Origin of the sequence: Niallia nealsonii, assembly GCF_002835805.1 — a bacterium.
Taxonomy (GTDB): domain Bacteria; phylum Bacillota; class Bacilli; order Bacillales; family Cytobacillaceae; genus Niallia; species Niallia nealsonii.
In genome coordinates this window covers 66789-91254 of sequence record NZ_PISE01000014.1, presented here as the reverse complement: position 1 = coordinate 91254, position 24466 = coordinate 66789, and the positions used below count along the sequence as shown (strand labels likewise).

The 24466-nt window shown below is 31.7% G+C and carries 33 protein-coding genes, 1 tRNA gene, 4 pseudogenes and 2 riboswitches; of the genes and pseudogenes, 16 read left to right on the top strand and 22 right to left on the bottom strand.

Annotated features, from left to right (window positions below; genetic code table 11):
- Positions 1-730: 730 nt before the first annotated feature.
- The 10 genes and pseudogenes from CWS01_RS23435 to CWS01_RS07260 all read right to left on the bottom strand — a co-directional run bounded on the left by CWS01_RS23435 (position 731) and on the right by CWS01_RS07260 (position 5567).
- Positions 731-793 carry a phage terminase small subunit-related protein gene (locus CWS01_RS23435; protein ID WP_101176534.1) on the bottom strand — a complete coding sequence of 21 codons (63 nt, stop codon included), beginning with the start codon at positions 791-793 and terminating at the stop codon, positions 731-733.
- Between the two features lie 575 nt (positions 794-1368).
- Positions 1369-1581, bottom strand: a complete 213-nt coding sequence (locus tag CWS01_RS07285; protein WP_101176529.1) for a hypothetical protein — start codon at positions 1579-1581, stop codon at positions 1369-1371.
- 87 nt (positions 1582-1668) lie between these two features.
- On the bottom strand, positions 1669-1845 hold the full coding sequence (locus CWS01_RS22290; RefSeq protein ID WP_157827592.1) for a hypothetical protein: 177 nt from the start codon (positions 1843-1845) through the stop codon (positions 1669-1671).
- Between the two features lie 512 nt (positions 1846-2357).
- Positions 2358-3071: an alanyl-tRNA editing protein gene (locus tag CWS01_RS07280; protein ID WP_101176528.1), complete on the bottom strand. Its 714-nt coding sequence runs from the start codon at positions 3069-3071 to the stop codon at positions 2358-2360.
- A 17-nt stretch (positions 3072-3088) separates the two neighbouring features.
- Positions 3089-3706, bottom strand: coding sequence for a LysE family transporter (locus tag CWS01_RS07275; RefSeq protein WP_235851999.1), 618 nt, complete (start codon positions 3704-3706; stop codon positions 3089-3091).
- Positions 3707-3724: 18 nt separating this feature from the next.
- Positions 3725-4534 carry a TrmB family transcriptional regulator gene (locus tag CWS01_RS07270; protein WP_101176526.1) on the bottom strand — a complete coding sequence of 270 codons (810 nt, stop codon included), beginning with the start codon at positions 4532-4534 and terminating at the stop codon, positions 3725-3727.
- A gap of 299 nt (positions 4535-4833) precedes the next feature.
- Positions 4834-5013 (bottom strand): annotated as a pseudogene (locus CWS01_RS23430) (putative phage abortive infection protein); the annotation flags it as partial.
- A 115-nt stretch (positions 5014-5128) separates the two neighbouring features.
- Complete coding sequence (locus CWS01_RS22285; protein ID WP_157827591.1) at positions 5129-5281, bottom strand: hypothetical protein; 153 nt, start codon at positions 5279-5281, stop codon at positions 5129-5131.
- A 5-nt stretch (positions 5282-5286) separates the two neighbouring features.
- Positions 5287-5418, bottom strand: coding sequence for a hypothetical protein (locus CWS01_RS23140; RefSeq protein ID WP_268877057.1), 132 nt, complete (start codon positions 5416-5418; stop codon positions 5287-5289).
- On the bottom strand, positions 5415-5567 hold the full coding sequence (locus CWS01_RS07260; protein WP_157827590.1) for an XtrA/YqaO family protein: 153 nt from the start codon (positions 5565-5567) through the stop codon (positions 5415-5417). The genes CWS01_RS23140 and CWS01_RS07260 overlap by 4 nt, the downstream gene beginning before the upstream one ends.
- Before the next feature lie 1272 nt (positions 5568-6839).
- Here CWS01_RS07260 and CWS01_RS07250 point away from each other — a divergent pair.
- The 3 genes from CWS01_RS07250 to CWS01_RS23135 all read left to right on the top strand — a co-directional run bounded on the left by CWS01_RS07250 (position 6840) and on the right by CWS01_RS23135 (position 8340).
- Positions 6840-7352, top strand: a complete 513-nt coding sequence (locus CWS01_RS07250) for a hypothetical protein (RefSeq protein ID WP_101176523.1) — start codon at positions 6840-6842, stop codon at positions 7350-7352.
- A 149-nt stretch (positions 7353-7501) separates the two neighbouring features.
- Entirely contained in the window at positions 7502-7804 is a 303-nt protein-coding gene (locus CWS01_RS07245; RefSeq protein WP_101176522.1) for a hypothetical protein, read from the top strand.
- A 295-nt stretch (positions 7805-8099) separates the two neighbouring features.
- A riboswitch (cyclic di-GMP riboswitch) is annotated at positions 8100-8183 on the top strand.
- Positions 8167-8340 carry an anti-repressor SinI family protein gene (locus CWS01_RS23135; RefSeq protein ID WP_328588902.1) on the top strand — a complete coding sequence of 58 codons (174 nt, stop codon included), beginning with the start codon at positions 8167-8169 and terminating at the stop codon, positions 8338-8340. (Overlaps the previous riboswitch by 17 nt.)
- A gap of 267 nt (positions 8341-8607) precedes the next feature.
- Here the strand turns inward: CWS01_RS23135 and CWS01_RS07235 are convergent, their stop codons facing one another.
- Positions 8608-9207 (bottom strand): hypothetical protein, encoded by a 600-nt coding sequence (locus CWS01_RS07235; protein ID WP_101176521.1) that lies wholly within the window; start codon positions 9205-9207, stop codon positions 8608-8610.
- A 752-nt stretch (positions 9208-9959) separates the two neighbouring features.
- On the opposite strand from CWS01_RS07235, the gene CWS01_RS07230 reads away from it, so the two are divergent.
- Positions 9960-10805 (top strand): ComEC/Rec2 family competence protein, encoded by an 846-nt coding sequence (locus CWS01_RS07230; RefSeq protein WP_101176520.1) that lies wholly within the window; start codon positions 9960-9962, stop codon positions 10803-10805.
- A gap of 21 nt (positions 10806-10826) precedes the next feature.
- The gene (locus CWS01_RS07225) at positions 10827-11039 is read left to right on the top strand and encodes a DUF3006 domain-containing protein (RefSeq protein ID WP_101176519.1); all 213 of its coding nucleotides are present in this window, start codon (positions 10827-10829) and stop codon (positions 11037-11039) included.
- A 147-nt stretch (positions 11040-11186) separates the two neighbouring features.
- Here the strand turns inward: CWS01_RS07225 and CWS01_RS07220 are convergent, their stop codons facing one another.
- A complete protein-coding gene (locus CWS01_RS07220; RefSeq protein WP_101176518.1) occupies positions 11187-11642 on the bottom strand; it encodes a hypothetical protein in 456 nt (151 codons plus the stop codon).
- Between the two features lie 1010 nt (positions 11643-12652).
- Between CWS01_RS07220 and CWS01_RS07215 the strand changes: the two genes are divergently transcribed.
- A complete protein-coding gene (locus tag CWS01_RS07215; protein ID WP_101176517.1) occupies positions 12653-13417 on the top strand; it encodes a sulfite exporter TauE/SafE family protein in 765 nt (254 codons plus the stop codon).
- A gap of 388 nt (positions 13418-13805) precedes the next feature.
- On the opposite strand, the gene CWS01_RS07210 is transcribed toward CWS01_RS07215, so the two are convergent.
- From CWS01_RS07210 to CWS01_RS23420, 6 genes and pseudogenes are all read right to left on the bottom strand, one after another.
- Positions 13806-14048: a peptidoglycan-binding domain-containing protein gene (locus CWS01_RS07210; protein WP_101176532.1), complete on the bottom strand. Its 243-nt coding sequence runs from the start codon at positions 14046-14048 to the stop codon at positions 13806-13808.
- A gap of 35 nt (positions 14049-14083) precedes the next feature.
- Entirely contained in the window at positions 14084-14647 is a 564-nt protein-coding gene (locus CWS01_RS07205; protein ID WP_101176516.1) for a hypothetical protein, read from the bottom strand.
- Positions 14648-14870: 223 nt separating this feature from the next.
- Positions 14871-15743: a M15 family metallopeptidase gene (locus tag CWS01_RS07200; RefSeq protein WP_101176515.1), complete on the bottom strand. Its 873-nt coding sequence runs from the start codon at positions 15741-15743 to the stop codon at positions 14871-14873.
- Positions 15744-15892: 149 nt separating this feature from the next.
- The gene (locus CWS01_RS07195; RefSeq protein WP_101176514.1) at positions 15893-16132 is read right to left on the bottom strand and encodes a phage holin; all 240 of its coding nucleotides are present in this window, start codon (positions 16130-16132) and stop codon (positions 15893-15895) included.
- A gap of 133 nt (positions 16133-16265) precedes the next feature.
- Entirely contained in the window at positions 16266-16694 is a 429-nt protein-coding gene (locus CWS01_RS23425; protein WP_101176513.1) for a PIN domain-containing protein, read from the bottom strand.
- Positions 16636-16881: pseudogene (locus CWS01_RS23420) on the bottom strand (XtrA/YqaO family protein). The gene CWS01_RS23425 and the pseudogene CWS01_RS23420 overlap by 59 nt, the downstream one beginning before the upstream one ends.
- Before the next feature lie 126 nt (positions 16882-17007).
- Here CWS01_RS23420 and CWS01_RS07185 point away from each other — a divergent pair.
- The 3 genes from CWS01_RS07185 to CWS01_RS23415 all read left to right on the top strand — a co-directional run bounded on the left by CWS01_RS07185 (position 17008) and on the right by CWS01_RS23415 (position 18384).
- A complete protein-coding gene (locus CWS01_RS07185; RefSeq protein WP_101176512.1) occupies positions 17008-17256 on the top strand; it encodes a YueH family protein in 249 nt (82 codons plus the stop codon).
- Positions 17257-17550: 294 nt separating this feature from the next.
- Positions 17551-17691, top strand: coding sequence for a hypothetical protein (locus CWS01_RS22275; RefSeq protein ID WP_157827589.1), 141 nt, complete (start codon positions 17551-17553; stop codon positions 17689-17691).
- A 300-nt stretch (positions 17692-17991) separates the two neighbouring features.
- On the top strand, positions 17992-18384 hold the full coding sequence (locus tag CWS01_RS23415; RefSeq protein WP_407938544.1) for a CBO0543 family protein: 393 nt from the start codon (positions 17992-17994) through the stop codon (positions 18382-18384).
- A 368-nt stretch (positions 18385-18752) separates the two neighbouring features.
- On the opposite strand, the gene CWS01_RS22270 is transcribed toward CWS01_RS23415, so the two are convergent.
- Positions 18753-18899 carry a hypothetical protein gene (locus CWS01_RS22270; protein ID WP_157827588.1) on the bottom strand — a complete coding sequence of 49 codons (147 nt, stop codon included), beginning with the start codon at positions 18897-18899 and terminating at the stop codon, positions 18753-18755.
- Between the two features lie 276 nt (positions 18900-19175).
- Between CWS01_RS22270 and CWS01_RS07175 the strand changes: the two genes are divergently transcribed.
- On the top strand, positions 19176-19286 hold the full coding sequence (locus CWS01_RS07175; RefSeq protein WP_101176510.1) for a YjcZ family sporulation protein: 111 nt from the start codon (positions 19176-19178) through the stop codon (positions 19284-19286).
- Between the two features lie 410 nt (positions 19287-19696).
- A complete protein-coding gene (locus CWS01_RS07170) occupies positions 19697-19876 on the top strand; it encodes an aspartyl-phosphate phosphatase Spo0E family protein (RefSeq protein ID WP_157827587.1) in 180 nt (59 codons plus the stop codon).
- 26 nt (positions 19877-19902) lie between these two features.
- A riboswitch (cyclic di-GMP riboswitch) is annotated at positions 19903-19985 on the top strand.
- Positions 19986-20712: 727 nt separating this feature from the next.
- Here CWS01_RS07170 and CWS01_RS23305 read toward each other — a convergent pair.
- Together CWS01_RS23305 and CWS01_RS23300 are read right to left on the bottom strand one after the other, a co-directional pair.
- Entirely contained in the window at positions 20713-20889 is a 177-nt protein-coding gene (locus CWS01_RS23305; protein WP_328588903.1) for a DUF1064 domain-containing protein, read from the bottom strand.
- 30 nt (positions 20890-20919) lie between these two features.
- Positions 20920-21075 (bottom strand): annotated as a pseudogene (locus CWS01_RS23300) (recombinase RecT); the annotation flags it as partial.
- Between the two features lie 90 nt (positions 21076-21165).
- On the opposite strand from CWS01_RS23300, the gene CWS01_RS07155 reads away from it, so the two are divergent.
- The 5 genes and pseudogenes from CWS01_RS07155 to CWS01_RS07140 all read left to right on the top strand — a co-directional run bounded on the left by CWS01_RS07155 (position 21166) and on the right by CWS01_RS07140 (position 23829).
- Entirely contained in the window at positions 21166-21450 is a 285-nt protein-coding gene (locus tag CWS01_RS07155; RefSeq protein WP_101176506.1) for a LexA family transcriptional regulator, read from the top strand.
- A gap of 377 nt (positions 21451-21827) precedes the next feature.
- Positions 21828-21920: pseudogene (locus CWS01_RS23130) on the top strand (tyrosine-type recombinase/integrase); the annotation flags it as partial.
- The gene (locus CWS01_RS07150) at positions 21903-22727 is read left to right on the top strand and encodes a tyrosine-type recombinase/integrase (protein WP_157827586.1); all 825 of its coding nucleotides are present in this window, start codon (positions 21903-21905) and stop codon (positions 22725-22727) included. The pseudogene CWS01_RS23130 and the gene CWS01_RS07150, both read left to right, overlap by 18 nt.
- Positions 22728-22897: 170 nt before the next feature.
- Complete coding sequence (locus tag CWS01_RS07145) at positions 22898-23155, top strand: hypothetical protein (RefSeq protein ID WP_101176504.1); 258 nt, start codon at positions 22898-22900, stop codon at positions 23153-23155.
- A gap of 236 nt (positions 23156-23391) precedes the next feature.
- Positions 23392-23829 carry an SMI1/KNR4 family protein gene (locus tag CWS01_RS07140; protein WP_101176503.1) on the top strand — a complete coding sequence of 146 codons (438 nt, stop codon included), beginning with the start codon at positions 23392-23394 and terminating at the stop codon, positions 23827-23829.
- 227 nt (positions 23830-24056) lie between these two features.
- Here CWS01_RS07140 and CWS01_RS07135 read toward each other — a convergent pair.
- Positions 24057-24128: transfer RNA gene (locus CWS01_RS07135), tRNA-Val, on the bottom strand.
- Positions 24129-24466 lie beyond the last annotated feature (338 nt).

Sequence of the window (24466 nt, the reverse complement as noted above, 5' to 3'; positions counted from 1 at the left end):
ATTTATCAAAAACACTGAATTTAATATTTAGTTGTTGCACAGTAGTTTCCACCTCTATAATATATCCATAAATACTGATATATCAAACTTAATCTCAGAAATTTTTTTCCTACTTCTTATACGAAATAATTGATTTAGAAAACCAGTAAAAGTATCTGCAATCTCTAAATATTCCCATGTAATATCCTTTGTAACATAATTTTCAACTATATAAAGAACGGATGGATTTTCTTTCTATTTCGATAGTCTAATACCAACCAGTGATGATAACCATCACAAAGTATATAAACTCTTTAGAAAGGCCTGCATCTTCTAATCGCTCATATGAAAATAATTTAATTCCATCTCATACGCACCTTTAATGTTTACTTTAGCATGGATGACATCTCAACTAGAGAAAAAAGAAATTAAATTTCCCCCTTCTGGGATGATATAAGGATTTTGTACGTATTGAACACCTTCTACAACTGGATAACGACAAATTACTTCATCTTCATTCCATATAACAAGAATATTGTCGTAATGCTCTTTTGTTACTTCATATAAAGGAATTCTTGGCGCATGTAGGGTTACACCTGCTTTTAGATCGATTTCCAATTCTGAATAGTCTGTACTAACAGTCGATGCAATCGTGCCGTCTGATGCGTCTGTATATATTGCAAAATGAGCAAATCCATTAGCGTTAATCTCAATAGTTGTTAGTCCGTAACCTGTACCCATAGTAAAGCCCTTAATTGCTTTCTTTCCATATTTCAAACGCCCTTTCACGTTTTGGATTTCTAGCTCTTGCCATTTCACATCACACCATTCCTTTCTTTATGTTGTTTTTGACAAAAGAAAAAGCACCTTCAATACTAGAAGGCACTAATAAAACTACATAAAGTTATAATTAAGTCATACAGACAATAAATCATATCAAAAATTTTATAGTCTTTGCATATTATTTACTCTTATTTTATTTTTTCACAGAAAAACTTCCGATTCTTGATTTGCCATCATCACTTAAAACAGTACCGTTTATATAATTTCCTGAATAACTACCTTCTAAATCAACCATACCATAACCATTTTTTCGTATCCATTTTTATATAGCTAGTTGTTTTGTTATAAGTTTTTTTCATAAGGTAAGTCCCACTAGGTATATCTGGATTTTCAGAAGTTGATTCAAACTTGAATTCTACCATATTATTGCTCTTAAAGGTTAAATTTACTAAATTTATACATAAATATCAAAGGGATTTTTAATTATTAACAACAAAGATGTCCTAATCAATTAAGGAGAAAACAGCTTGTTAGTCTTCCTTCTGTTCCCTCCTCCTTCTTTCTCCAAAATAAAAGGGCATCCGTATTAACGAATACCTTAAACAATTATCCTCTAATTTTATGATGTAGCTCCAAATTCTTATCTCGCAATATTTTTCTTTGGATTTTTATTTTTTCAAGCTTTTTTGGTATTTCTTTATCAAGACTATTTGCATTCAATTTTTCGCTTAATAATAATTCTTGATTTGCCAAGTTGATATCTTCTTTAAATATTAGTTCTTCTTCTTTTAATAACAATAATTTTATTGTGGTATTCAATTAAATTCCCCTTCCCTTCCTCCTAATTATCAGCGAAAGGACATAAATGGACAAATATAATCGTTCAACAAGTTACGACAAAACCTTTTAAAAGAAAAATTGATATGCAAAATAGCCCACTACTGCAACTACTATAAGACAACCACACCCTAAACAACTCTGAAAACTATTTTTTCCAGGTTCATCCACACCACAATGAGGACAATTTTTGGCTGTATCCGCAACCGATTTTTTACAAACTCTACAATTAACTAATGATGCCATCGTAATAACCCCTCTATATATCTCTTTTTTTATAATAATATTTACCTAATTATAACAAAGGAATAGTATAAAGGGACTTATAATAAATCATTATCCAACAAAATTCTACGTTCTCTTCATAGCCACATCACGATCCCGCCTTAATGTTTTTATATTCTGATTCATTAGTTCCTCAATATCACGTCTGCTAGTTTTATATTTCTTTCTCATTTTCTCTAGCTACTTCATTTTTTCTGTCTTCAGATGGCTAATAGAACTACTTTAATAAGATTTTATGCAAATTATAATAAAAATCATAATCTAAGCTATTCAAAAAAAAGTTATGTACAATTATAATTCTCTTCCATTCATCATTTTCATCCTGTATTTGGCAATTAAGAAATGTCGTTTATGGCAGTATATTTTTTGAATTGAAGCTCCCGTTAATTTAAGTATATTTCTTCACAAACTAAAATACAGGGATACATACTATATAGGTATTTAAATTAATATGCAAGGGACCTAATCAGTCGTTAGTCAAGCTGAATTTTTATCCTTCTTTTCGTGGCACCCTTGTTTTGAAGTTTAATAATGGAAAAGTTGCCAATTTCAGTTGTGCTGTTGACATGGGTTCCACCACACGCTTGCTCGTCAATATTGTGAATTTGAACGATTCGAACTTCGCTAAGAGAAGCTGGAAGTAAGTTAACAATCGTTTTAATGGTCCCTTCTTTTTGTTCTGCTTCTCTTCTACTCATTGTTTTCGTGTGAACATTATAAGGCTGTGCTAGTAACTTCTTTAGCGATTGTTCTAACTGCTCAAATGGTATTTTTCCAATGATTTCAGGAGAGAAAGCTAGCTCTAATCTTGCATAGTCTTTTTCAATTTGACTACTTGTAGCTGAAGCATTGTAATGTTGATATAAATAACCTGAAATCACATGCAATAACGTGTGATAACGCATATTTTGAAAACGCCAAGACCAGTCGATTCGCATGATAACGGCTTGTTGTATGTCGTGAAGTGGACGGTCTATTTCATGAATAATTTCACCATCTATTTTTTTTACTTTTACTACTTTGTAGATTTCATCATCTTGTTTAATGGTCCCTTGGTCACAAGGTTGTCCACCGCCACCGGGATAAAAAATAGTTTGGTCAAATACAACAAACCTTTCATTTACTGAAATAATCTGTGCTGTACATTCTTTTATATAACTATTCTCTTTATATAATTCAATCGTCACTTTTTAAACATCTCCCTTTAACTTAAAAACGTAGTTATCCCGATAGTAACTGCAAAAACAATTAAAACAATGCCAAGTCCACGGTCAAACCAATGCATATACTGTTGATAGAGTTTTCTAAAATAGTTATTTGAAATAAGTATCGCCAGCAAGACAAACCAAAGACCAATAGCTAAAATGGTTTCTCCGCCATATATCCAACGCATCCAATTGGGAATGTCATGTCCAAGAAATTGAGAAAACACACTTAAAAAAAATAAAGGAGCCTTTGGATTTAAAAGGTTACATAAAAATCCTTCACGAAAGCCCTGTCCTATAGATGTTTGCAATTTCTGTTCGCCCTTTATCTCATTTGGATTTTCAGAATATGCTTTCGAACGAATACCTTTATACCCTAACCATAGTAAATAGATAGCCCCAGCAAGTTTAATTAGATTAAAAATAACGGGCGATTTTTCTAATATGATGCTAAAACCTAAAATGGTATAGGTTATATGAACAATCAATGCACTGGCAACACCCAGTGCTGTAACAACTCCATATTTTCTGCCTATACCTAAACTATTTTTCATAACTACTACAAAATCCGGTCCAGGCGATAAAGCAGCTAGAATACCAACCAAAAAAACTTCCATATACACAAAAACAACTCCTTATTTCTTCACGTTTTGGATAATATAAGTTAATAGGTCACTACCTTGCCATAATGAATTAAACGTGTCAGTTCCCAATTTGTCCGTAACAACTTTCATCATCATATCGTGTCGAATATATTCTTTAGCCAGCAGAACTAACATTGGTTCAGCAGTTTGAATAGCTTGAGGGATTTGACCATCAACAAAGCCTGCAACCAGTACCTCTTGATTGTCCTGAATAACAATCGTTAACCTTTGGCTCATTCTATGTTTTTCAACTGAAGCTGTGAATTGACGATGATAAAATGCATTTCCAAAAGATGAAGTTTCTTTATCTGTAAAGAGTAATGAATGCATTGTAATTCCTTTTTCACCTTGTTCCTCGGCAGCACTACGCAATTCCTCCAGTTCCTCTTCCCATGCAGAAAGCCAAATCTCCTCCTTTGATGCCTTCATTAATTTTTGCATGGCATGAATAATTTGTGTTCGCCCTTCAATATGCTTAATCACATTCACTTCTATAGGCTTCTCAATAGCTAGCAATTCTTCTTCTAAAGACGTAAGTGTCTCCTCTGTTTGCCTTTTTCGATTCATGACCAGTTCCTTTACCGGCACTGGAATATAGGTTGGCGGTTCGGTTCGGAGCTCTGTGATTGCTTCTTTCGCTACTAATTTTGCGATGATTGTATAAACCATCGAGCGTGGCACACCACTTTTTTTACTGATTTCATACCCATTTATTGCCGGCTCCTTCAGCAATGTTGTATAAGCCTTTGCTTCGTTTTTTGAAAAACCAATCTCTTCAAACTGCTCAATTAAATGTTCCATAGCAGCCTCCTTTATAGTGGTAATATGTATTACTACTATAATTCGAACAGTAATCCGTGTCAATAAAATAAAGTGAAACTTCAATCAGTGGGGGTCTTACTGCCCGTTAATGCGTGAGAAAAAAAGTGAGAAAATTTCCTCACTCCTAAAACAAAATTCTTTATATACTCTTGTTGAGCTAACCTACTTGATAGTACAATAAGCACAGTTACACAAATATGTATAAATATTAAGATCTATACGATTTCCTTTTGAGTAACCATTCATAAGGATTAATAAACATACTGCCAAAACATACATCAATTAATTGCCAAAAACATTTTATCCTGAAGAGAATTATAAAATAATAACATTAATCCATCTGATGAAAGTTGGTCTCTAAGTATTCCCAAATAAACTTCTTTTTCTTTATCATTAAATATTGATTCATCAATAAGTTTAATAATTCTAGTTAGATTTCTATAATAATGTCCCATTGTACTTTTGTATTCATTAAGATAGAATCCAAGCTGATTGAGTTTACTAAATCATAAGGAAGACTAATCATATTAAAAAACACACTATCGAATTGTTGTTTTTTCATCTTTTCGTTAGTTATTTTATATTCTTCTGTTGTTTTTTTAGCTCATCTTTTTGCAAAGCAAGTTCTTCTTTTTGCATTATAATTACTGCAACAACAAAGAGTATGCTAGCTAATGATAGTAATCCTACAGAAGTTCCTCCTAGATAATCACCGACTGTTCCCATTTCACTCATACTTGCAATTGTGATGTTTTCTTAGCAAGAATCATAATTCCAAATGGAGAAAACACAGCAAACTCTACTACAATAAAACCTCCAACTATCCATTTATTCTCTTTTTTCACCCTTTTCCCCTTATTCAAAAATCTTCCCCCTCATAAAACTTAACCTGTTTCACCTTCCCTCGATGAGTGATAATCTTTGTTTCTCCATGTTCCGGCAGCTGAGTTAACTTGGCCTTCCCATTACAAACCACAATAGCCAATCTTCCTTTTTGTTCTATTTCATCCATTCTAGTCGCATATTACTAGGATTAATTGTTAAATATTTCAAGCGCATTTTGTATCACTCCTGTGTTATAATTTAAGTACCGATAACTAAGAAGGTCAGGAGCAATCCTGGCTTTTTTATTTGTTCTCTTGCTCCTCGGCATCCATATACTTACCGCATTTTCCGCATAATAATTTAGGAAGAATCCTATAATCAATTATTTCCTTGTCACAATCTGGACAGCTGTAAATAGTCACTACTAAACACTTCCTACCTTGTATTCCTTCTACTGAGTTTAAAATTGATAAATATTTATTCGTCCACCTTAATTAAACTACTAAAGTTTTTTTCCTTCTTAACAAGCAATTAAAAGGTGAATAATTCACAAAATTTAAATAATTAAGTACTATTGTCCTATTCTCTCACCTTTATATATACTGTAATATCTTACTTAACTTCTACATTAAAGGCGTGATTTTTATGAACAGAACAAGGGTCCTGTATCAGGAGAAAGAATATATACTAATTCATAAATATAAAACAGGATATTGTGAGTTAAAAACTTTAAATGCTATCGAGTATGAACTAGTACATGAATCTGAATTAACATTTTTAGATTAGAGAACTATGATACATAATCACTTCTTTAATTTATTCCAACGAAAATTTGACTATTGTTCCCAGTAGCCTTTTCCTCCTTTACGATTGGATACTGGGCTTTTTATTGCACATTTTTTTCGAAATCCGTAATAAAAATAATTTTAGAATGATGCATAGAGAATGTCCCTATTGTTAAAAATAATTTTATTAAACTCTCTAGGTGATGTAATGATCCTTTCAATATTTATTTTCATTTTAGTTTTTCTGTTGATTCTCTTTTGTACCTATAGGAAACGACTTCACCTTTTTGAAATCTTTTTTATTTGGATGACAGTTTGGCTTATAACACATTCGGTATCATCTATACTAATAGTTAATTTCGAAATGCTAAGCCTATCCGAAAACCAAGGCGATTTTTGGACTCATTTTTTTCAAAGACTACTTTTATACCCTCTAATTATTATTATCTTTTTCGATGTTTACCTTAGAATCAAGAACCGTATTGGAAAGATAGTACTTTTAATTTTTAATATTTGCGTTATTTCTTCATTTGAATTTTTATTTATTTTTTTAGGTGTCTTAAAAAACAAAAAATTTACTATTACAGACTCACTAACAGAATGGACATTTACAATTTCACTTGCCTTCATCTTGTGGCAATGGTATAGAAAAAAACGTCTTATGAGGTATTAATATGTTCCTTTACTTCCCAGAAAAATTTGATGAAAATGAATGGACAATCATCGTTACAGTTATAATAAATGTACTCATATTTTCTTTTTTACCTAAAAAAATTCCAAAGGAAATAACTCCACTCATTGTTTTGCTGAGTATTTCATTTCCAAAAGTTATGGATCACTCAATGGCTGTGAAACCATTCGAGTTATATGACTTAACCGATACTTCTAAATATGAATTATTTGATTTAGTTTTATATGGTGCCTATCCAGCTTTTGGATACCTTTTTGTTTATTTTTCAGATTATTTTAAGGGGCTCAAATTGGTATTATATTTTATCTTTTGGAATATGATCGCAATTGGCATTGAGTTTTTGTTAGTGAAATTACATGTATTCGTATACACTGGTTGGAAATTAATTTACTCTCTTCCTGTTTATACTGTAGTTATTTCAATAACATATTTGTTCTACAGGTTTGCAACTTATTACAATAATAAAAATTCTTTTAGAATACCATCAAACAAATAAAAGATTAGTCAATTAAATCCACATTCACCAGGTTTCTCAATTTATCCTGCATTCCTGCACAATGAATGTATTTTCGTTTTATTTATTTATTTTATTTCGTTCAACATTCACTTCTTTTACATAAGATGATACATAAGGAGTTGAATATTATGAAAAAGACACAGGAACAATTTGAGATCGAAACGCTTAAGCTAATTAAAAATAAACTTGATTATATTTACTCCATTTCTAAGAGTTACAACAATGATATTCCTGAATTAATGGACACTATTGAAAGTTTAGCTTCAGTTGCAAACATGTTTGCAACGATTAAATTAGAAGAACTAAATGGTAATGTAGAAACATCTAGTCCTCAAGGCTTCATTGTAAGTAAACTAGGAAACTCATACTCAAATATGAAAGAGTATGAAAAACAAAAGGAAGACATAGATTTTCCTGCTTGGAAGCTCTAATATTTGCTTTTTAATTTTCAACTGAGGTTCAAAGTATAAAAATTGGAATAATCATCATAATTGGCGCCTAATCAGCGCTTTTTTTTTCAAGCATAATTATTATTCAGCTTTTTCGTACTTTGACACTATTTAAGAACACTACGGGATTCTTGCTCATCATCTAAACTTACCTGTCATACCAGAACTTCCATGACTGCATGAAAACTGCTATAGCAACTGTTGTAGAAATTTATCGGAATATTTCCATTTAAAATACTAAAAAATTAAAGTATTATTAACCTGTGCTTGATTTATTTACAAATAAAAGAAAACTCCTCAAAAGAGTAAGACGCAAAGTTACAGGTCTAAGGTTTAACACTAAGATGGCTGGGCTGCCTGAAATATTGTATATTTTAGGAGGACATATGTTAAACTCTACAAACGACAACACCGATTTAGACAAAAAATGGTTAGAGTTAATTTCATCTGCTAAAGAAATTGGAATATCACTTGAGGGAATTAGGAATTTTCTCAATCAATCACTTAAATCTGCATAAAGTCTTTTTTATTTATTCTTTAAAAATTTTGTTGTATTACATAACAACTACTATCACCTATCTACTTAGGTGATAACAGTATTACCTTAAGTGTTTGTATTACAGTTGTTGTCTACTATTCTATAAAACGCTCAGCAAATCTTAATTTCTACAACAACGACAATCCGCGTATCCACATTCACGACAACATCTACATGGATAACTATCGCAATCTGAGCAGCATCTGCATTGCGATTCCGGTTCTCCGCATCCTCTACATCTTATTTCTTATTTATCATCCTCATAATTCCGTTCAAATTGGGATCTTCCTAAGTCGTCATCGGCTGCATCAACTTTCCAACGCGGTCCGCCGTTTCTACGATAATAATAGGCATCGTCCTCTTTTCTTTTTCTTTCCCAATATTCATCGTCTTCTGCTTTTTTACGATCTCGAAGCTCTTCTTCATGTTGATTATTATCATAATTATAATATTCAGTTGAATAGTCATTTCTACTTTCTTCAGAATTAAAAGAATAGGAACTCCTTTTAGTAGGTTCTTCGCTCCTGTAATATTCTTCATCCCTTCCAATGTTGTTCTTTTTTTTATTTGCCTTGTATTGTTTTGTAGCTGCTGTTTCTCTTCCAGTGATAGCAGATTTTCCTTTTTTCTTTATACGAGTAATCAACATGAAAATAAGTGTAATAGCTACAATCCATACCCCCGCCGAGTTTCCTTGTACATAAAAGTAAATACCCAATGCTACCAAATGCCATTTTCCAAACAGTAAGAAAGGAATGGTATAATAAAAGTAATTTAATGCACTCGACATATCTAAGCCAAAATATAAAATAACATTAATAAGAACTGGTAAAAACCTAAACCACATTACTAAAAATCTCCCTTTCCTTTTAACAATTATAATTTCTCCTTATCTAGTTTCTTGCCGCTTTATAGACCTTGTTGCAAGGTTATTACCGCTATGAATATCCCCTTCAAATATAGCAATATAATATTTCACTATATATAATTATCCTATCAAGATATTTTTTCCAAAAACTTAATCTTATCCTAAATTAGTAGGTTGTATTAGCAATAGATTAATAAAATTGACCTTTTCTTTAGTTTTTTCAGTAATCCAACCTACTCTGTTAGTTAACGTAAACATAGCCCTCCTCATACGAGTTGGGCTTTTACTAGTTTCTTATTAAAAGAAATGGATGACTTTAACTTTTGCTTTATATTCTGTTGCTGGAAAACATTCTGGATATTTTCCGAAGATTTCTCTGAGTGTTCCGGAGTCTTTAATATCTAATTGGCTGTAACAATGAGGATGAGTCAATGTATTCAAGATATCTAATTTTAACATTATCATGTAGAAGAAAATACTCGCGGCAGTGTGGACAGCTTATTAATCCATCATAATCTTTTCAATAATTTAACCAATAGCATCTAATCCCTCCTTTCTTACTAGGAAGGATTCTTTTTATTAGGTCCATATTACTGTTATTTCACCAAAAACACAAAATAATATTCAATTAAAAATCTCTTATATTTTTGTTTTCAAATCTTTGTAATTCATTATAGAAAAATAATAAAAATAATGATATATTTCTCCTAGACATAAGGAGGAAAATACAGATGAGAAAAATTAAATTACTATTAACAGCTTTTATTCTGCTGTTATCTGTTTTACTTGTAACACCTGCTTCAGCTGCAAGTAAGAAACTTACGATCCACTTTATTGATGTTGGCCAAGGTGATAGCATTTATATCCAGACTCCAAATGGTGATAACATTATTATTGATGGTGGAAATAAAGACGGTAGTGATGTTGTATCCTATTTAAAAAAGCAAAAAGTGAAGAATATTGCAGTACTGATTTCTACTCATCCTGATGCCGATCATGTGGGAGGTCTAGATGAAGTACTTGAATCATTTAACGTAAAGTCAGTATATGCCCCAAAGGTCAGCCATACCACACAAGCCTATAAGGACTTTTTAAATGCAGTAAAAAAAGAAGGACTTAAAATTAAGACTGCACAAAAAGGAGTTAAACTATCATTGAAAGGTGTAACAGCAACATTCGTTGCTCCTGTTAAAACTTACAGTAAAAGTGATTTGAATGACTGGAGTGCTGTTTTACGCCTGGTATATAATAAGAAATCTTTCTTATTTACTGGGGATGCTGAATTCAAGTCAGAAACTGATATGATTAAATCGAAAGAAACCTTGAAAGCTGATGTTATTAAAGTAGGTCATCATGGGGCTAAAACTTCCACTAGCGCTGAATTCTTAAAAGCAGTAAAGCCAACATACAGTGTTATTTCTGTAGGTAAGAAAAATAGTTACGGCCACCCTACTTCCGATACATTAAAACGATTAAAAAATAGTAAGGTTAAAGTTTTCAGAACAGATAAACAAGGAACGATTATTGCTACGAGTGATGGAAAAACTATTACCTTTAATAAAAAGCCAACACAATAATAGGAAATAAGGTGGAATCGCATGAAAGGCATAATCGATCGTTTTGAAGGAGCAATAGCTGTAGTTGAAATCGATGGAAAAACAAAGGATTATGACAAATCCCTTTTTCCAAAAAATGCTGCAGTTGGTGACGTAGTTGAAATTAATGGAGATAAAATAAAAATACTAAAAGATAAAACAGACAAATTTCGAAAAGAGATTGAAGACTTAATGGAAGAAGTTTGGGAAGATTAAAAATCAAAGCCCCTCTCATTAGGCAGTGACCTAAAAAAAAGGAGACAAATAAAAAACACCTTTCGTTGAAAAAAGAGTATTAATCCAAATAAATCAACGTGGAGGTGTTTTCTTACTGTCTCAAAAAGGACAGTCACTGCCCTTTTTTTATTTATCAGTTCTATTAATAACATAGAATGTTACAGTTTTTTTCTTCTTGTCTATTTTGTTTACTTGGAGAGTTGTTTCTAAGCTGTACTTAGTGGAATTTGTGGTGAAATAACCATAAGCAACGGGTGTAAATAATTTCTCATTCTTGCCTTTTAAATATAAACTTTTAGTCCCTTTTTCTTTAACGGTGTAGGGCCACTTTGCTGATGATTTTTGTGAAACTTTCGAAATTTTTGCTCCATAATCATTTACATTAAAATATGTAGTTACTGTCAATGGAGCACGTTTGAAAGTTCCAGATTGGTATGTATAGGTAACAGAAGCATCCCCATATTTCAAGGTCTTATAAGTTCCTGAGGCATCTACGTACTTAGCACTAACAGAGGAGGCAAATCCGTTTGATAAGACCAACGTTACAACAAAAATAACTAAAACACCAAAAAATTTTTTCATTTTTTTCCACCTTTCTTTTTCTTAAGTTTACAAAAAAAATTTGGATTTGGATAGAATGTTACCTTTTTTTCATAAATTGTGCCGTTTATCTAGTTTGACTTATAACTCATCAATGAGTATCCAAACTTAAATTTTAAGACTAATAATTCTAAAATTTAATATTTATATATTTTATTGTAACATTACCTTCAACCACAAAAAGAAAGTAAATGGAAATAAAGGAAATTATTGAGTATTCTGTTAATTTTTACATTTGTAATCATGCTTTTTAATGAATTTTCGTCTTCAGCTAGAGCTTATGGTGATTTTACATGAAGATTCCTAAATTGAGAGCAAGCATGACCACTACAGATTACCGTTTGCAGACTTATATCACTGCAACAAAAATTGATAAAGCCAAAAAAAAAGTAACAATTAAACTTACACGTATAATTGAAAAATAATCAAAAACAAACTAATCCCTTTTAAACTTTATAGGTGGTTAGTTTGTTTTTTTATAATTATAGATTCAAACTTTTTGAAAAAATTAGTCTTTTCTTTTATAACTTACTATAAAGGAATTGCATTTACTGGAAGAAACAATGCCCCACTAGGAGAAGGACTTCCTTTTTACCAACCTGGTGGAGGGTCTATACTTATATCCTCCTCTTGGGAAATTGAACAAAGGCGAACCACCAGTTCCTCCTGGATCTTTCATATACATTCCTCCTTTTCTTTAGAATACGTTTTCTACAATTCGTAAGAAATATCCTTTTTATACAAAGGTTCTATTAATGAATGTTGGTAAGAATGAATTTATCTTACACTTTCTGTGATGAGGCATGGCTTCATGGATGGCCAACAGGGCAGGGAGTGGAAGAAGAGATTTGACTCATTAATATGTGCGCTTTTTACTTTTCTAAAAAAACAGGGGCTAATTATCGGAATCTAAGAAATAATTAGTTATTTACAAGATAAGTATAAATATATATAATCCTATATAAATACTTAGGATTTATGGAGCGTACAATATGGATATCTGGATTACATTGATGGGTTTACTTGTAGGTTTTTTGGTAGGGCTTACTGGAGTAGGAGGAGCAGCACTCCTAACTCCTGTATTAATTTTAATAGGAGTTAATCCTTCAATTGCTGTTGGTACAGACCTTGTTTATAATTCAATTACGAAACTATTCGGAGTTTCTCAACATTGGAGACAAAAAACAGTTAATGTTCAGATGGTTAAGTATTTAGCGATAGGAAGTATTCCGAGTGCGGTGGTAGCGATAGGTTCCCTTCATTATTTTGAATCTTATTACCATAATCAAGAACAGATTATTAGGCATTCCCTCGGATATATACTGGTATTTGTTTCACTAGCTATCATTATCAAAACTTTTGTGGAAAAAAAATTAAGACCTAATCGTTGGCAATTGAAACCTTTGAAAGAAAAGAAGATGCTAACGATTTTAATTGGTTGCATTTTTGGATTTATTGTCGGACTCACTTCTTTAGGTTCAGGTTCTTTATTCGCTGTGGCAATGATCTATCTCTATCAAATGAAGACATCAGAGATGGTTGGTACTGATATTGCGCATGCTTTTCTTTTAGTTTCGGTCGCAGGATTGCTTCATATTGGTTATGGAAATGTTAACTATATGCTAGTGGGTAACTTACTCATGGGCTCAATTCCAGGAGTATTGATAGGTAGTAGCATTTCTGCAAAGGTCCCGACAAGACCGTTACGAACAGTTGTTGCTGTATTGATCTTTGTAAGTGGACTAAAGCTACTCTAAGATTTGCAAGAGAAAGTCAATATATTTTATGTTGACTTTCTTCAATATCTACAAATTAATAAATTAACTATATCAATACTAATAATAGCTCTACAAGACTCAAGGTGTCCCTAATTGTAAACGAGATCTGCATTTGAAGTTATTTTTATGAGGATTGCAGCAGAGTATTTTTCACTATAAAGTTTTTGTTTGGTGCAAAATTAGAACAAAAAAGTGAGGGATTTGTTCAACTAACAGGGACTTAATTGAATAAGATGCCTATAAAAGAACTCTTAAATGAGTTCTTTTTTTTTTAACAAATCCTGTATCAAAAAGACCCCTCTCACTAAGAGAAGGGTTCGTGAAGATTAATCATGATGTACTATTAGTTTTATCCATCCCGTTTATTTTATGCAAAAAACTTAACGAATGTATTTAGTCCTACAATACCATCAGCAGTTAACCCATGCTCTTTTTGGAATTTCTTAATGGCTGCTAACATTCCGGTACCGAATATGCCATCAAATCCTTTTGGATCATAGCCATGAAGATACAACATGCCTTGAACAAATTTATTCCATGTAGCAAAAAATTTTCCTTTTTCAATAGAAGGTGCAATCTTTTTGGATGGAGGGACGAAATCTACATCCATTTTTACACCCACACTAATTTATTTTTTCCTGAAGGCTATTGACTTTTCTTATAAAAATTCGTGAAAAACTTCGTCAATCCATAGGCAATCATTGTAATGGCAATATCTAATAAAAATATATGAAAAATCGTAAAACCCTTTAACGTGGAAAGAAATCCTAATAGCTTCTCAATGGGTGCAAAAACAAAGGCCATTACAGCTGATAGTCCCGCAGTCCATACAAGAAAATTCTTATTATTTTTGATACAAAATTGATATAATAGCATAAATGAAACAGGAAGAAAGGATGCTGTTATTCCTAAAGCCTGTGGTAAGAATGGTATTATAAAGTAGTGATGGTCGATATAACCTTTTCTTATGAGCGAGTTTTCTGTATATGTCCATAGCATATGAACTGTAAATCCAAAGAAAAGAATTTCAAAAGTTCTCCTCCTATCAAGCTTTATCAAAAGCACAACAAGTGGAATAAGTAAGAATATTAGTAAGACCCAGAACTGCCAATTCCCCCAGTCAGAATGCTCATGCCAATAAGAATTTATTAAAGATGATACCTTCTCACTCGCGTTATTTATTTCTTTCCAATACTGTTGAACGGACATTCTATTACCTCCTACGAATAGGATTAAAACCTGTGCTATATTAAATTTTCCTAGCATCTTATTTTTATACCAATAATAGGTAAAAACCCGATTGTTATTTCAATTCTCATCTGGATACCGCCTAATTAGATTATAAATATTTTATATAAAAATAAACCCTACTCCGAAGAATAGGGCTTTGGGTAAGGCTAATCACTATATAGTTTGTACCATCCCGTTTATTTTATGACAACTTGATTTGAATCGCTTCAATTCCTTTTTTCAGGCCAGTAGTACCCGCAATTTCTCCGTTTTTCTTCCAAGCTGTCCATCCGTCTTTTTCTACATGTACTCTGTATTGAATGGTTAATCCAGATGCTTTTAGTTTAATTGCTTCTAAACGCAGACTCTCTCCAATGGTGCCAATAACTTCTCCGTTTGTTCTGACAGTTGTCCATCCGATACCTTGGACATGTCCTTGCATTTCTAATTCCGCATTAGAGTTTTCCAATTTCACCGTTAACGCTTCTAATCTTTGGGATTTTCCAGTTGTTCCAGCTGTTTGGCCGTCTTTTTTCTTCCCTTGCCACCCAATGCCTTGCACGTGAGCTTCATACACAACAGAAGGGTTTTTGGATTTTTCAGTGACTGTTTTAGTAGTAATCGTACTTTTTTCAACGGTTAAAGAAATAGCATCACCTTTTGTTTTAAAAGTATCTGTGCCATAACCTTTGTAATGATATTCAAGGTGTGGTTTATCGACTAAAGTAGTCCAATCTCCACCCCATTCAAACCCTAATGCTTTAGCTTTGGCAATAGCCTTTTTGGCTTCTGCAGAACCATATCCATTCCAAAGAGCATTCCCTTTGGTATCTACCATAACAAAATCTAATGCTTGCCCTATTCCCTCTAAATGATAGGATTTCATTGTTTGAGAAGCACCTTTTGCCACGTTTTCTCTTTGTGTTTCTACAGAACGAGTAGTTTCATAGATCAATACGTTTATTTCATTTTCGATTAAATATTTATACCATTCTATTGCCTTTTTCTTTGTATTATCTCCAAGTTGTGCAAGGTTTTTTAAATTTCTTTCATGATAATATGGTGTGAATGCCATTCAACACATCTCCTTTTAGTATTTTTCATCTAATAAAGTTTCTTGTTCAGTTGAATCTTCTTTGCGAAATAACAAGAAGAAATTCTTTAATCGCCTGAGCACGTAACTAGCTCCCCAAAAGAAAAAAAGAGCGTCTATTTAGGTGCTCTCTACTTTGCTTTTGTTAAATTATTTGCTTTTAGCACCTCTTTTTGTTTCTTTCCTTTTACAGTTATATAGTTGTTTTTAAACCATGCAATTGTAGCTGTAATAAAAGTAAATACATTAGTTAAAATCATTTCCCAATCATCTGATGTCCCTGGTATTTTATAAAATCCATAATAAACAAATATCTGGTTAACAAATGCCCAAGCGAATACGATAGTACAGATAACTGTACCTCTGTCCATTAACAACGCTCCCTATACTTTATGCTAATTTTCACCAATTCGCTTGTGCGCCTGTACTAACTACCTTATTTCTGAAGTAAGTTATTAAAAATAGCGACTGCTCCACCAATTAAGGCTGTGCATGTCGCTGTGATTATATCAAACTCTTCATTATAAAAATCGCTAATGGTTTCTCATTATTAAAGTACTTCTCTATCAATTTAAAAGAGAAATCATTTATATGATTTATGATTTCAATGTTGTTTTTTTCAATTAGTCTATCTAAATATATTTTATATTTATCCGTATAATCTTTTGGCTTTTTAATTTCATTAACAATTAGATTGCCAGAGTGTTTAGAAAACTCGGCATTTGCAGACTTCATATTCTTACTTATTGGAGATATAGTATCTTTATACTTTTTTAATATTTCCTTATAATTTGTATAAGTCAAATATAGCTTTATGTCTCCTCTCTGTGAGTACTTTAATAATTTTGCGTTATCTCGAGAATTAAATTGGAAATTAGCTACAAATAAATTGGTATCTAAAAAATATGATACACAAAAACTCTTCCCCCTCATCAAACTTAACCCGTTTTACCTTTCCTTGATGAGTGATGATTTTTGTCTCTCCATATTCCGGCAGCTGAGTTAACTTAGCTTAGCCTTTCCATTACAAACCACAATGGTAAAGCTTCCTTTTTGTTCCATTATATCAACTTCTAGTAGCATAAGTACTCGGATTAATTGTTAAATCTTTCAAGCGCATCTAGAATCACTCCCATGCTATAATTTACGTACCGATATCTAAGAGGGCTGGGAGAAATCCCGGCTTTTTTATTTATTGGTCTATTTATTTTATTCGAGTATAATTTTTTTAAAAGGGTTGGTTTTCATGAAATATTTACAGAAAAAATTAGATGTTTTGCATAGGAATGCCGATGTCTTTATCATAAAAACTGAAGATAATCGATTTATTGTGTCTATTCCACAAATTCATTGGTCTACAGAATTAAATGTTCTTGACGAGTTTGAACAAAAGGTGAATCATCTCATACATTCATTAAATTTCCACATGTATGATGGAGACTGTAAATCATTGGCACATACAATAAGTGAACTAACAATATCCAAAGAAATGTAGATTATGCTGGGAGCAATCCTGGCTTTTTTATTTTTATTCTTGCTCCTCGGCATCCATATACTTACCGCATTTTCCGCATAATAATTTAGGAAGAATCCTATAATCAATTATTTCCTCTTCACAATCTTGGCAGCTATAAATAATCATTATTTAACACTTCCTACCTTACTTAACAAATCACTAAAATAAATAGAAATTTACAAAATCTTAACTAATATTTACTTTTATCCTGTTGTTTCCTCCTTTATGCGTAAGGTACTATCTTATTAACTTCTACATTAAAGGCGGGTTATTATGAACGAAACAAAGGTCCTATACCAAGAAAAAGAATATCTACTAATTTATAAATATGAAACAGGATATTGTGAATTAAAAACTTTAAATGCTATCGAGTATGAACTAGTACATGAATCAGAATTATCATTTTTAGATTAGAGAACTCTGATACATAATTCGCTGTTTAACTACTTTCATTAAATATTCACAATCTACATAGTAACTTCCCCTTAAATCCCTATATACTTGTCTTAAGGAAGGATTGTACCCAGTATCCAAACTCACTCACCTATGGATACTGGGCTTTTTGTTGCATAGTTTTTTCGTACTGCGACATAATTAGCTACAATTTGGATAAATTAATAATATAAACATATCGTCGAAATCCGCCGAAAAGAGTGATTTTCTATTTTTCTACTTATATTATCAATTGTTTTGTTTAATTTAATTGCATTCTTTATGCCTAAAACTTTGACTAAGCTAGAAATTTATACAACTTCACTATTTTCCCTTATCCTTTCTGGAACAGCTGATCTATTTTTGGATGCCAAATTTAATCTATATCACTATTTTCATGAAGGGATTCAATTGATTGATTACATAGCTATGATTGGGATTTATCCTGCAATCAATATAATATTTTTAAATTTATATCCTCAGAAGAAGAATTATAAGATTAAAATATTCTATTTTATTATTCGGAGTCTTTTTGCAACAATTTATGAGTATACAGCAAAGGAAACAAGTTTTTTTTCACATCATGGTTGGAAAATTTGGTATTCTGCGTTAATTTATCCTATACTTTTCTTTATCCTTTTATTAAATCTCAAATTTGTCAGAAAACTAAAATAAATATACTCTAAGGTTTAAATAACTCGTTTCCAGAAAATTAGTTTGGGACTGAAGATGTATGTCGTTGTTGCCTTGCATTATCTAGCTATACAGCTAATACATAAATTCCAGCTTTTTAGTCAATGATAAAAATGATTAACTAAAAGGAGATTAAATATGTTTCCAAACTACAAAGAAAAACTTATAACAATTATGTGGATGGGTGTTGGTTCAGCAATACTCTCTAGTATCTTTAGCGCTTTGCTTATTAGTATTGCTATTAGTACCAACAAAAAAGTTAAAAATTTATCTAATCGCTAGGTACAATACCTAGCTTTTTTATTGCATAGTTGTTGTCTACTAATCTATTACTCTCCAATTTCATTCTTTTATAAAATTTCTCTTACCTCATCTTTGCTAAAAGTTACTTTCTCTTCTCCAAAACTAAGAGTAATACCTGTTGTATCCTCACATATGAAAATTCCAATCCTTCCTCCATATGAATGTTCTCTGTTCATAACTGTAAAAAGTGTCATTTATACCACTCCCTTTATAATTTGAGAATCAGACATTTGCTTTAATCAGTTTGATAAAAAATGGTCTTAAATATTTCGTCTTTCAACTTCTTTCCTAAACAATAGTTGTACTAAACATTCAACCTAGTCCTTTTCGCTTTCAACTCAAATTTTCTCTAAGTGACTCAATGATAATTACTCTGCCTTTTATATCTGTTCATGCATGTTTGTCCATTTCAACAACTGACGACCAGCATAAAATAGTATTAACTCAGAGTTAAAGGAGGTGACACGATTATGTCATGTAACGAAAATGGTGGAGGATACGGCATGAGCTTTGCTCTAATTGTTGTTTTATTTATTTTGCTAATCATCATAGGTGCATCTTATATGGGTGGAGGATACTAATATCTCCTACCATTAATTAAGCTTTATTGGAAAGCACTAACTAACTCAAAGTGCTTCCTCTTTATTCGGACATTCTCTCCCTTCCAGAAGGAAAGGAGAGTAAAACTATTTACTTAACTACTTAAATAATCTATACATAGCAGATTTATAATTCATCAGCCGAATACATCTTCTCCGCCATCGAGCATCCCTTTGAGTTGGATGAAATGAACCCAACTCTTTGGATCTTCTAGTGTAAAATTCAATGCGGCGAATATCCTTTGTCATTGTGCAGACCTCTCCTAAACTTAATTACTCTTTCATTCAACAAAAATAAGTAAAAAGACTCACTTTAAAATTAAGAATTTTTGAATATTCTTTGATATAATTACTTTTGTTTGTATTTTTCCCAAAAATCAGGAGTGATAATAGTGCTTAACACCTATAAAGAAAAAGATTATTCTCTCAATCAACTAGAAAATCATATTTATAGATTACGAAAAGAACTAATTGATATTGGCATGGAAAAAGGCTTTAATAGTTCAACTACAATTCAAATCAGTCAACAGCTTGATTATTTTATTTTTCAATATCAACGATTCAAAAGTTAAGACTTAAATCACATCATTAACCTATAATTCTTCATTGGCAAACTTTACGAAAGTAAAGGACGCAAAGCCACGGGCCTAATGCTTTTGCTATGACAGCCGGGTTGCAATACTTTTCTCCTTTCTATAAGATTTCATATTTTTTTACTTCTCTTGATTTTCACTGGTGAAATTCTGAAATGCTTGCATACTTTTCTTGTATTAACAAATACTAAAGAAAAAATTAGATTGGAGCTTATAAAATGCAAGGGATACTTACAATCATCATCCATATCATTACATCAGTTTTTACAATCACTATAAGTAGACAAAAGGAAAACAAACAAGATCGTAAATTGTATATAGCCTTAATGCTTGGTGGTTTTATTTGGTCACAGATCCAAACTGAATATCTTATTTTACGTATTAAAAAAAATACTGAAAAAACTGTACATAAACTTTAATAAATACCAAGAACAAGTTTATAATATATTTGATTTATTCTTAACCCCTTCGTAATTCTTAAATTTCCTGTTATGTTCATTTTTTTTGAAACACAATACACATTTTGTTACTTATACTCATATTTTCTACCAATTGTATAAAACACCTTATGTTGCTTGCTATATGAATTTTCTTTTCGTACTTATTGTTTTGACTTTCCTTCCTCAGAATACCGTTAGGACTTGCAACACTCCGCAATCTAGACTTACCGCCTTTCTTGCTACTAACCGCACCCTTTCTCAGTTTTTTTAATTTACTAGTTCTACAAATCCCAAGGTGTTATCATAGGTCAGAATGAATAAGGATTCGACGTATTTCCACTCAAACAATTTACGCTTGATAGAGAACTCCTTTGTCTACGCCCCCTTGATATCAACAATTTCAATTGATCCATCATTCTTAAATACTTTGAAATCTGCAACATACTCAATTTCCCTAAAAGTCTTGCCTTTTTTAACAAACTTATCTTGGAGCAAGAATCTTAGTTGCAACTCAAACTCTTTAATTTGGTTTTCCTGCAGCAGCCATTTCAACTGAACATAATATGGTACCTCTTCTTGATAATCAATAATAGTAGGATCATCTTGTAGATTTTCTTCTGTTTCATCGGTAATATCTTTAAGCTCGCGTTCCTGTTCATCTTCAGCAACAGCCTTTTGCATCTCTATCGATAGAATGCCCCATTTACTAAGCATATTTCTAAGAACCGTTTTCAATGCATAAAAAACAAAGGTATGTTAGATTCAGATAACATTTCTGGCCATGACCCTACTCCTTTAACAATTGATGAGCAGAAAGGAATTAACTCTATGGCAGTAATCCATCTTGATACATTAAATAATTTTATGAACATTTCACTAGAACCATGCTGTAATAGTATAACCATCCAGTTAAAAACTTCCTTTTTCGATGGAGATGAAATCTTAATTGTAGATAAATCCAATACAGCGATTGTAGGTGTTGCCACCTTAAAAAAAGACGGTAAGACTCTTTCGCTTAAACATCGGCATAAGGATTTTGAATTAGTCCTTCCCTTAGAGAATCTTAAATTCATGGCAGTTGTAAACATGTCATCCATGAATCCATATATTTAGGGATGCAAACATTCAATTACTATAACCTTTCTTCTAGGAAGATTACAGATCATTCTAAGGAGTTGGAAACCACATATATAAACAAATAATTTTGATGAAAATACTATTTATTTGGAGAGATCTCTTATGGGGAATTATAAACAAGTTAGACCAGGAACCTATGAATCCGATTAGAATTAGGATACGATTCTTCTGGGAAGCGTATCAGGAAATTTAAAAACTTACCTTACAAAAATGATAAAGAAACAAAAAAGATTTTAGCCCGCCTTGAAGTAGAACTGATGGATGGAAACTTTGTAGATAACAATAATATAAGCTTTGAAGTGCTATATAAAAAATAAAAAAAAGAGTTTGCCCCCTTTCACCTTGATCCAGCAACTCAAGAAACTTATCAATATACAATCGAAAAATCCATTCTTCCTGCATTTAAAAAAGCAAAGGTTCAAAAAATATTGGCAAGAGATCTTATTCGTTACTTTAACAATGAAGAAAAAAACGGTGTCGGGCAATATGCAGTAGAGAAAAGACACCGCTGCATTCGGAGTTTATTTCGTTATGCAACTACATTTGAGTACATACAAAAAGATATTTCTCTTGATGTACCAAAACCCAAGGTTAAACCCCGAAAAAAAGATTATTATGATGAAGAGGAAATTGCAAAAGTCTTTACTATCATAAAAGATGTACCTATTCATCAGAGATTAATTATCACATTAGCACTTACTGGATCCTTAAGACGTGGTGAAATCTTGGCTATTGATATGGATAAGGATATAGACTTTGAAAATAGTACGATTCATATTAGGCGCTCTTTACAAAAAACGAAAGACCATGGATTACGAATTAAAGGTACAAAAACGGAAGAAGATCGCACTATTACACTTGATCCTTTGACTATGAAAGAAATATATGAATATAGAAAAATAAGAAAAAGAGAGATCATGAAAATTAGAGATGAATACAAAGGTTTTGAATCCCATAACGGCGAACATTTAGACCTTTTGTTTGCTAATATAGATGGAACCCCCTATTCTCCTCATTCAGTGAGTCAATTTTGGAGCCGAATAGTCAAAAGGTTCAATCTAAAAAAGATTTCTTTTCATGATCTTCGGCACTCTTCTGCCTCTTATCTTTTATTACAGGGTTTGAGCATGAAAGCAATCCAAGAGCGATTGGGCCATAAAGATATCGCAACTACCATGAATTTGTTGTATACACACGTCAGTCCGAAGATAGATTCCGATGCAGGAAATGCATTTTTAAAGATCCGAAATTAATATTGAATTTACATTATTTATAAGAAAGAGAAATTGGAGTGATTTAGACTCCGGTTTCTCTCATTGAACTATAGTGGGTTAGTGTAAGTAGAAAATTAGAGAAATAAGATATAATTTAAAACATAAAACGAGGAATCTACTAGGAAAAATAAGATATGGAGGACTTATTGATGGGGGAATCTATGAAGAATTTTTATAAAGTATTTTATATAACTAGAAGTCCAGGTTATGGTGGCTATGGTTATGAAATCCTGTCACTTGAAGGCAAAAAGGAAGAATTTTTAGATGTGATTAATAAAATCATTATTACTAAATATGGATGTTATAAGATTAGAATTGTACATGATAAGAAAAAAAGTATGTATATTTTGGGTATTAAAAGACGAGGAAGAAAAAAAGAATTTAGAGTTTTTATAAAGGATACCTAATAAGTAATTACATTCCAAACAAAGAGATAGTGCTTATTCAAGTAACGGGTGCGTTAATTCTAGAAGGATTAATGCTGTTCTCTTAGGTCTTTTTATAAAACTATAATGGCAGCATTTCTGTAATAAATGTAGAGAACCTTCCTTATGTCATAATCTTGGCAGGTTAGTTAAAAAAGGAGTTTCATAAATAGAAATTGAATTTAAAATATATTGATCCAAAATTTAGGGGGAATGAAATGTGGAAAGAATATGTCAATTCTATTTCGAAGGAACATCACTTTAAAGACTCCGCAACAAAGTTTGAGATTAATGAAATTCAAAAAGAATTAAATGTTGTATTACTAGAAGAATTAGCTGCCTTATTTAATGAAACAAATGGTGTGTTCGATAACTGGAATTGTCCTTTGATTTGGTCAACTTCCCAAATTATTAAAGACAATCTATTTTTTAGAACTTTTGAAGATTATAGAGATATTTATATGCCATTTGATAATCTATTCTTTTTTTCAGACGCAGGTAATGGCGATTTATTTTGTTATGCAATATTAAAAAACGGGACCATTACAAAAAACGATATTTATGTTTGGAATCACGAAGATGATAGTCGAACCTGGGTAGCATCTTCATTAAAACATTTTATTGAGGGTTGGATTACTGGTAACATTGGTATTTAGTTAGTTTAAAAAAATAGAGTTTGTGAATAATTACACTTAAAGTAACGAGGGCTTTAGTTAAGTAAGATTAAAATGATCAAACTTTATTATAAAATTACATGCTTGCTTTCAAGAAAACACTCTATTTTTTAAAATGGTCAGTCATTTGGTCAGTTGTAAAATATTTTTAAATATAAAAGGGTTTCTCGAATGTCGAGAAACCCTTTTATATCAACGTTTTGCAGTGATGACCTGTGAGGGACTTGAACCCACGACCCCTTCCCTGTCAAGGAAGTGCTCTCCCACTGAGCTAACAAGTCGAAATATCTATAGGTTTTTCAAGAATTTTAGCTTACTTAATTCTCACTGACCACTAACCTTCTATTGATTATATTTAATATTGTAAAGTGGTCATCTAATATCGTCAAGTATATCCTTCCTCATCCTTATATCAAATATATTGCTTTTTTAAATATTTCATTAGATTGCAAAGTCATTCCCATAAATAAGAGCCTAGAAAGAAATTTATAAAATGTAAAGATAATTCTAGACTATGAATTCTCTTTACATAATACAGTATTAGAAATCCGCATGTAGCTTTTGAACAGTGAATCTATGCCTGAGATTATCAAATCCCAAGTAATGAATATAATGCACC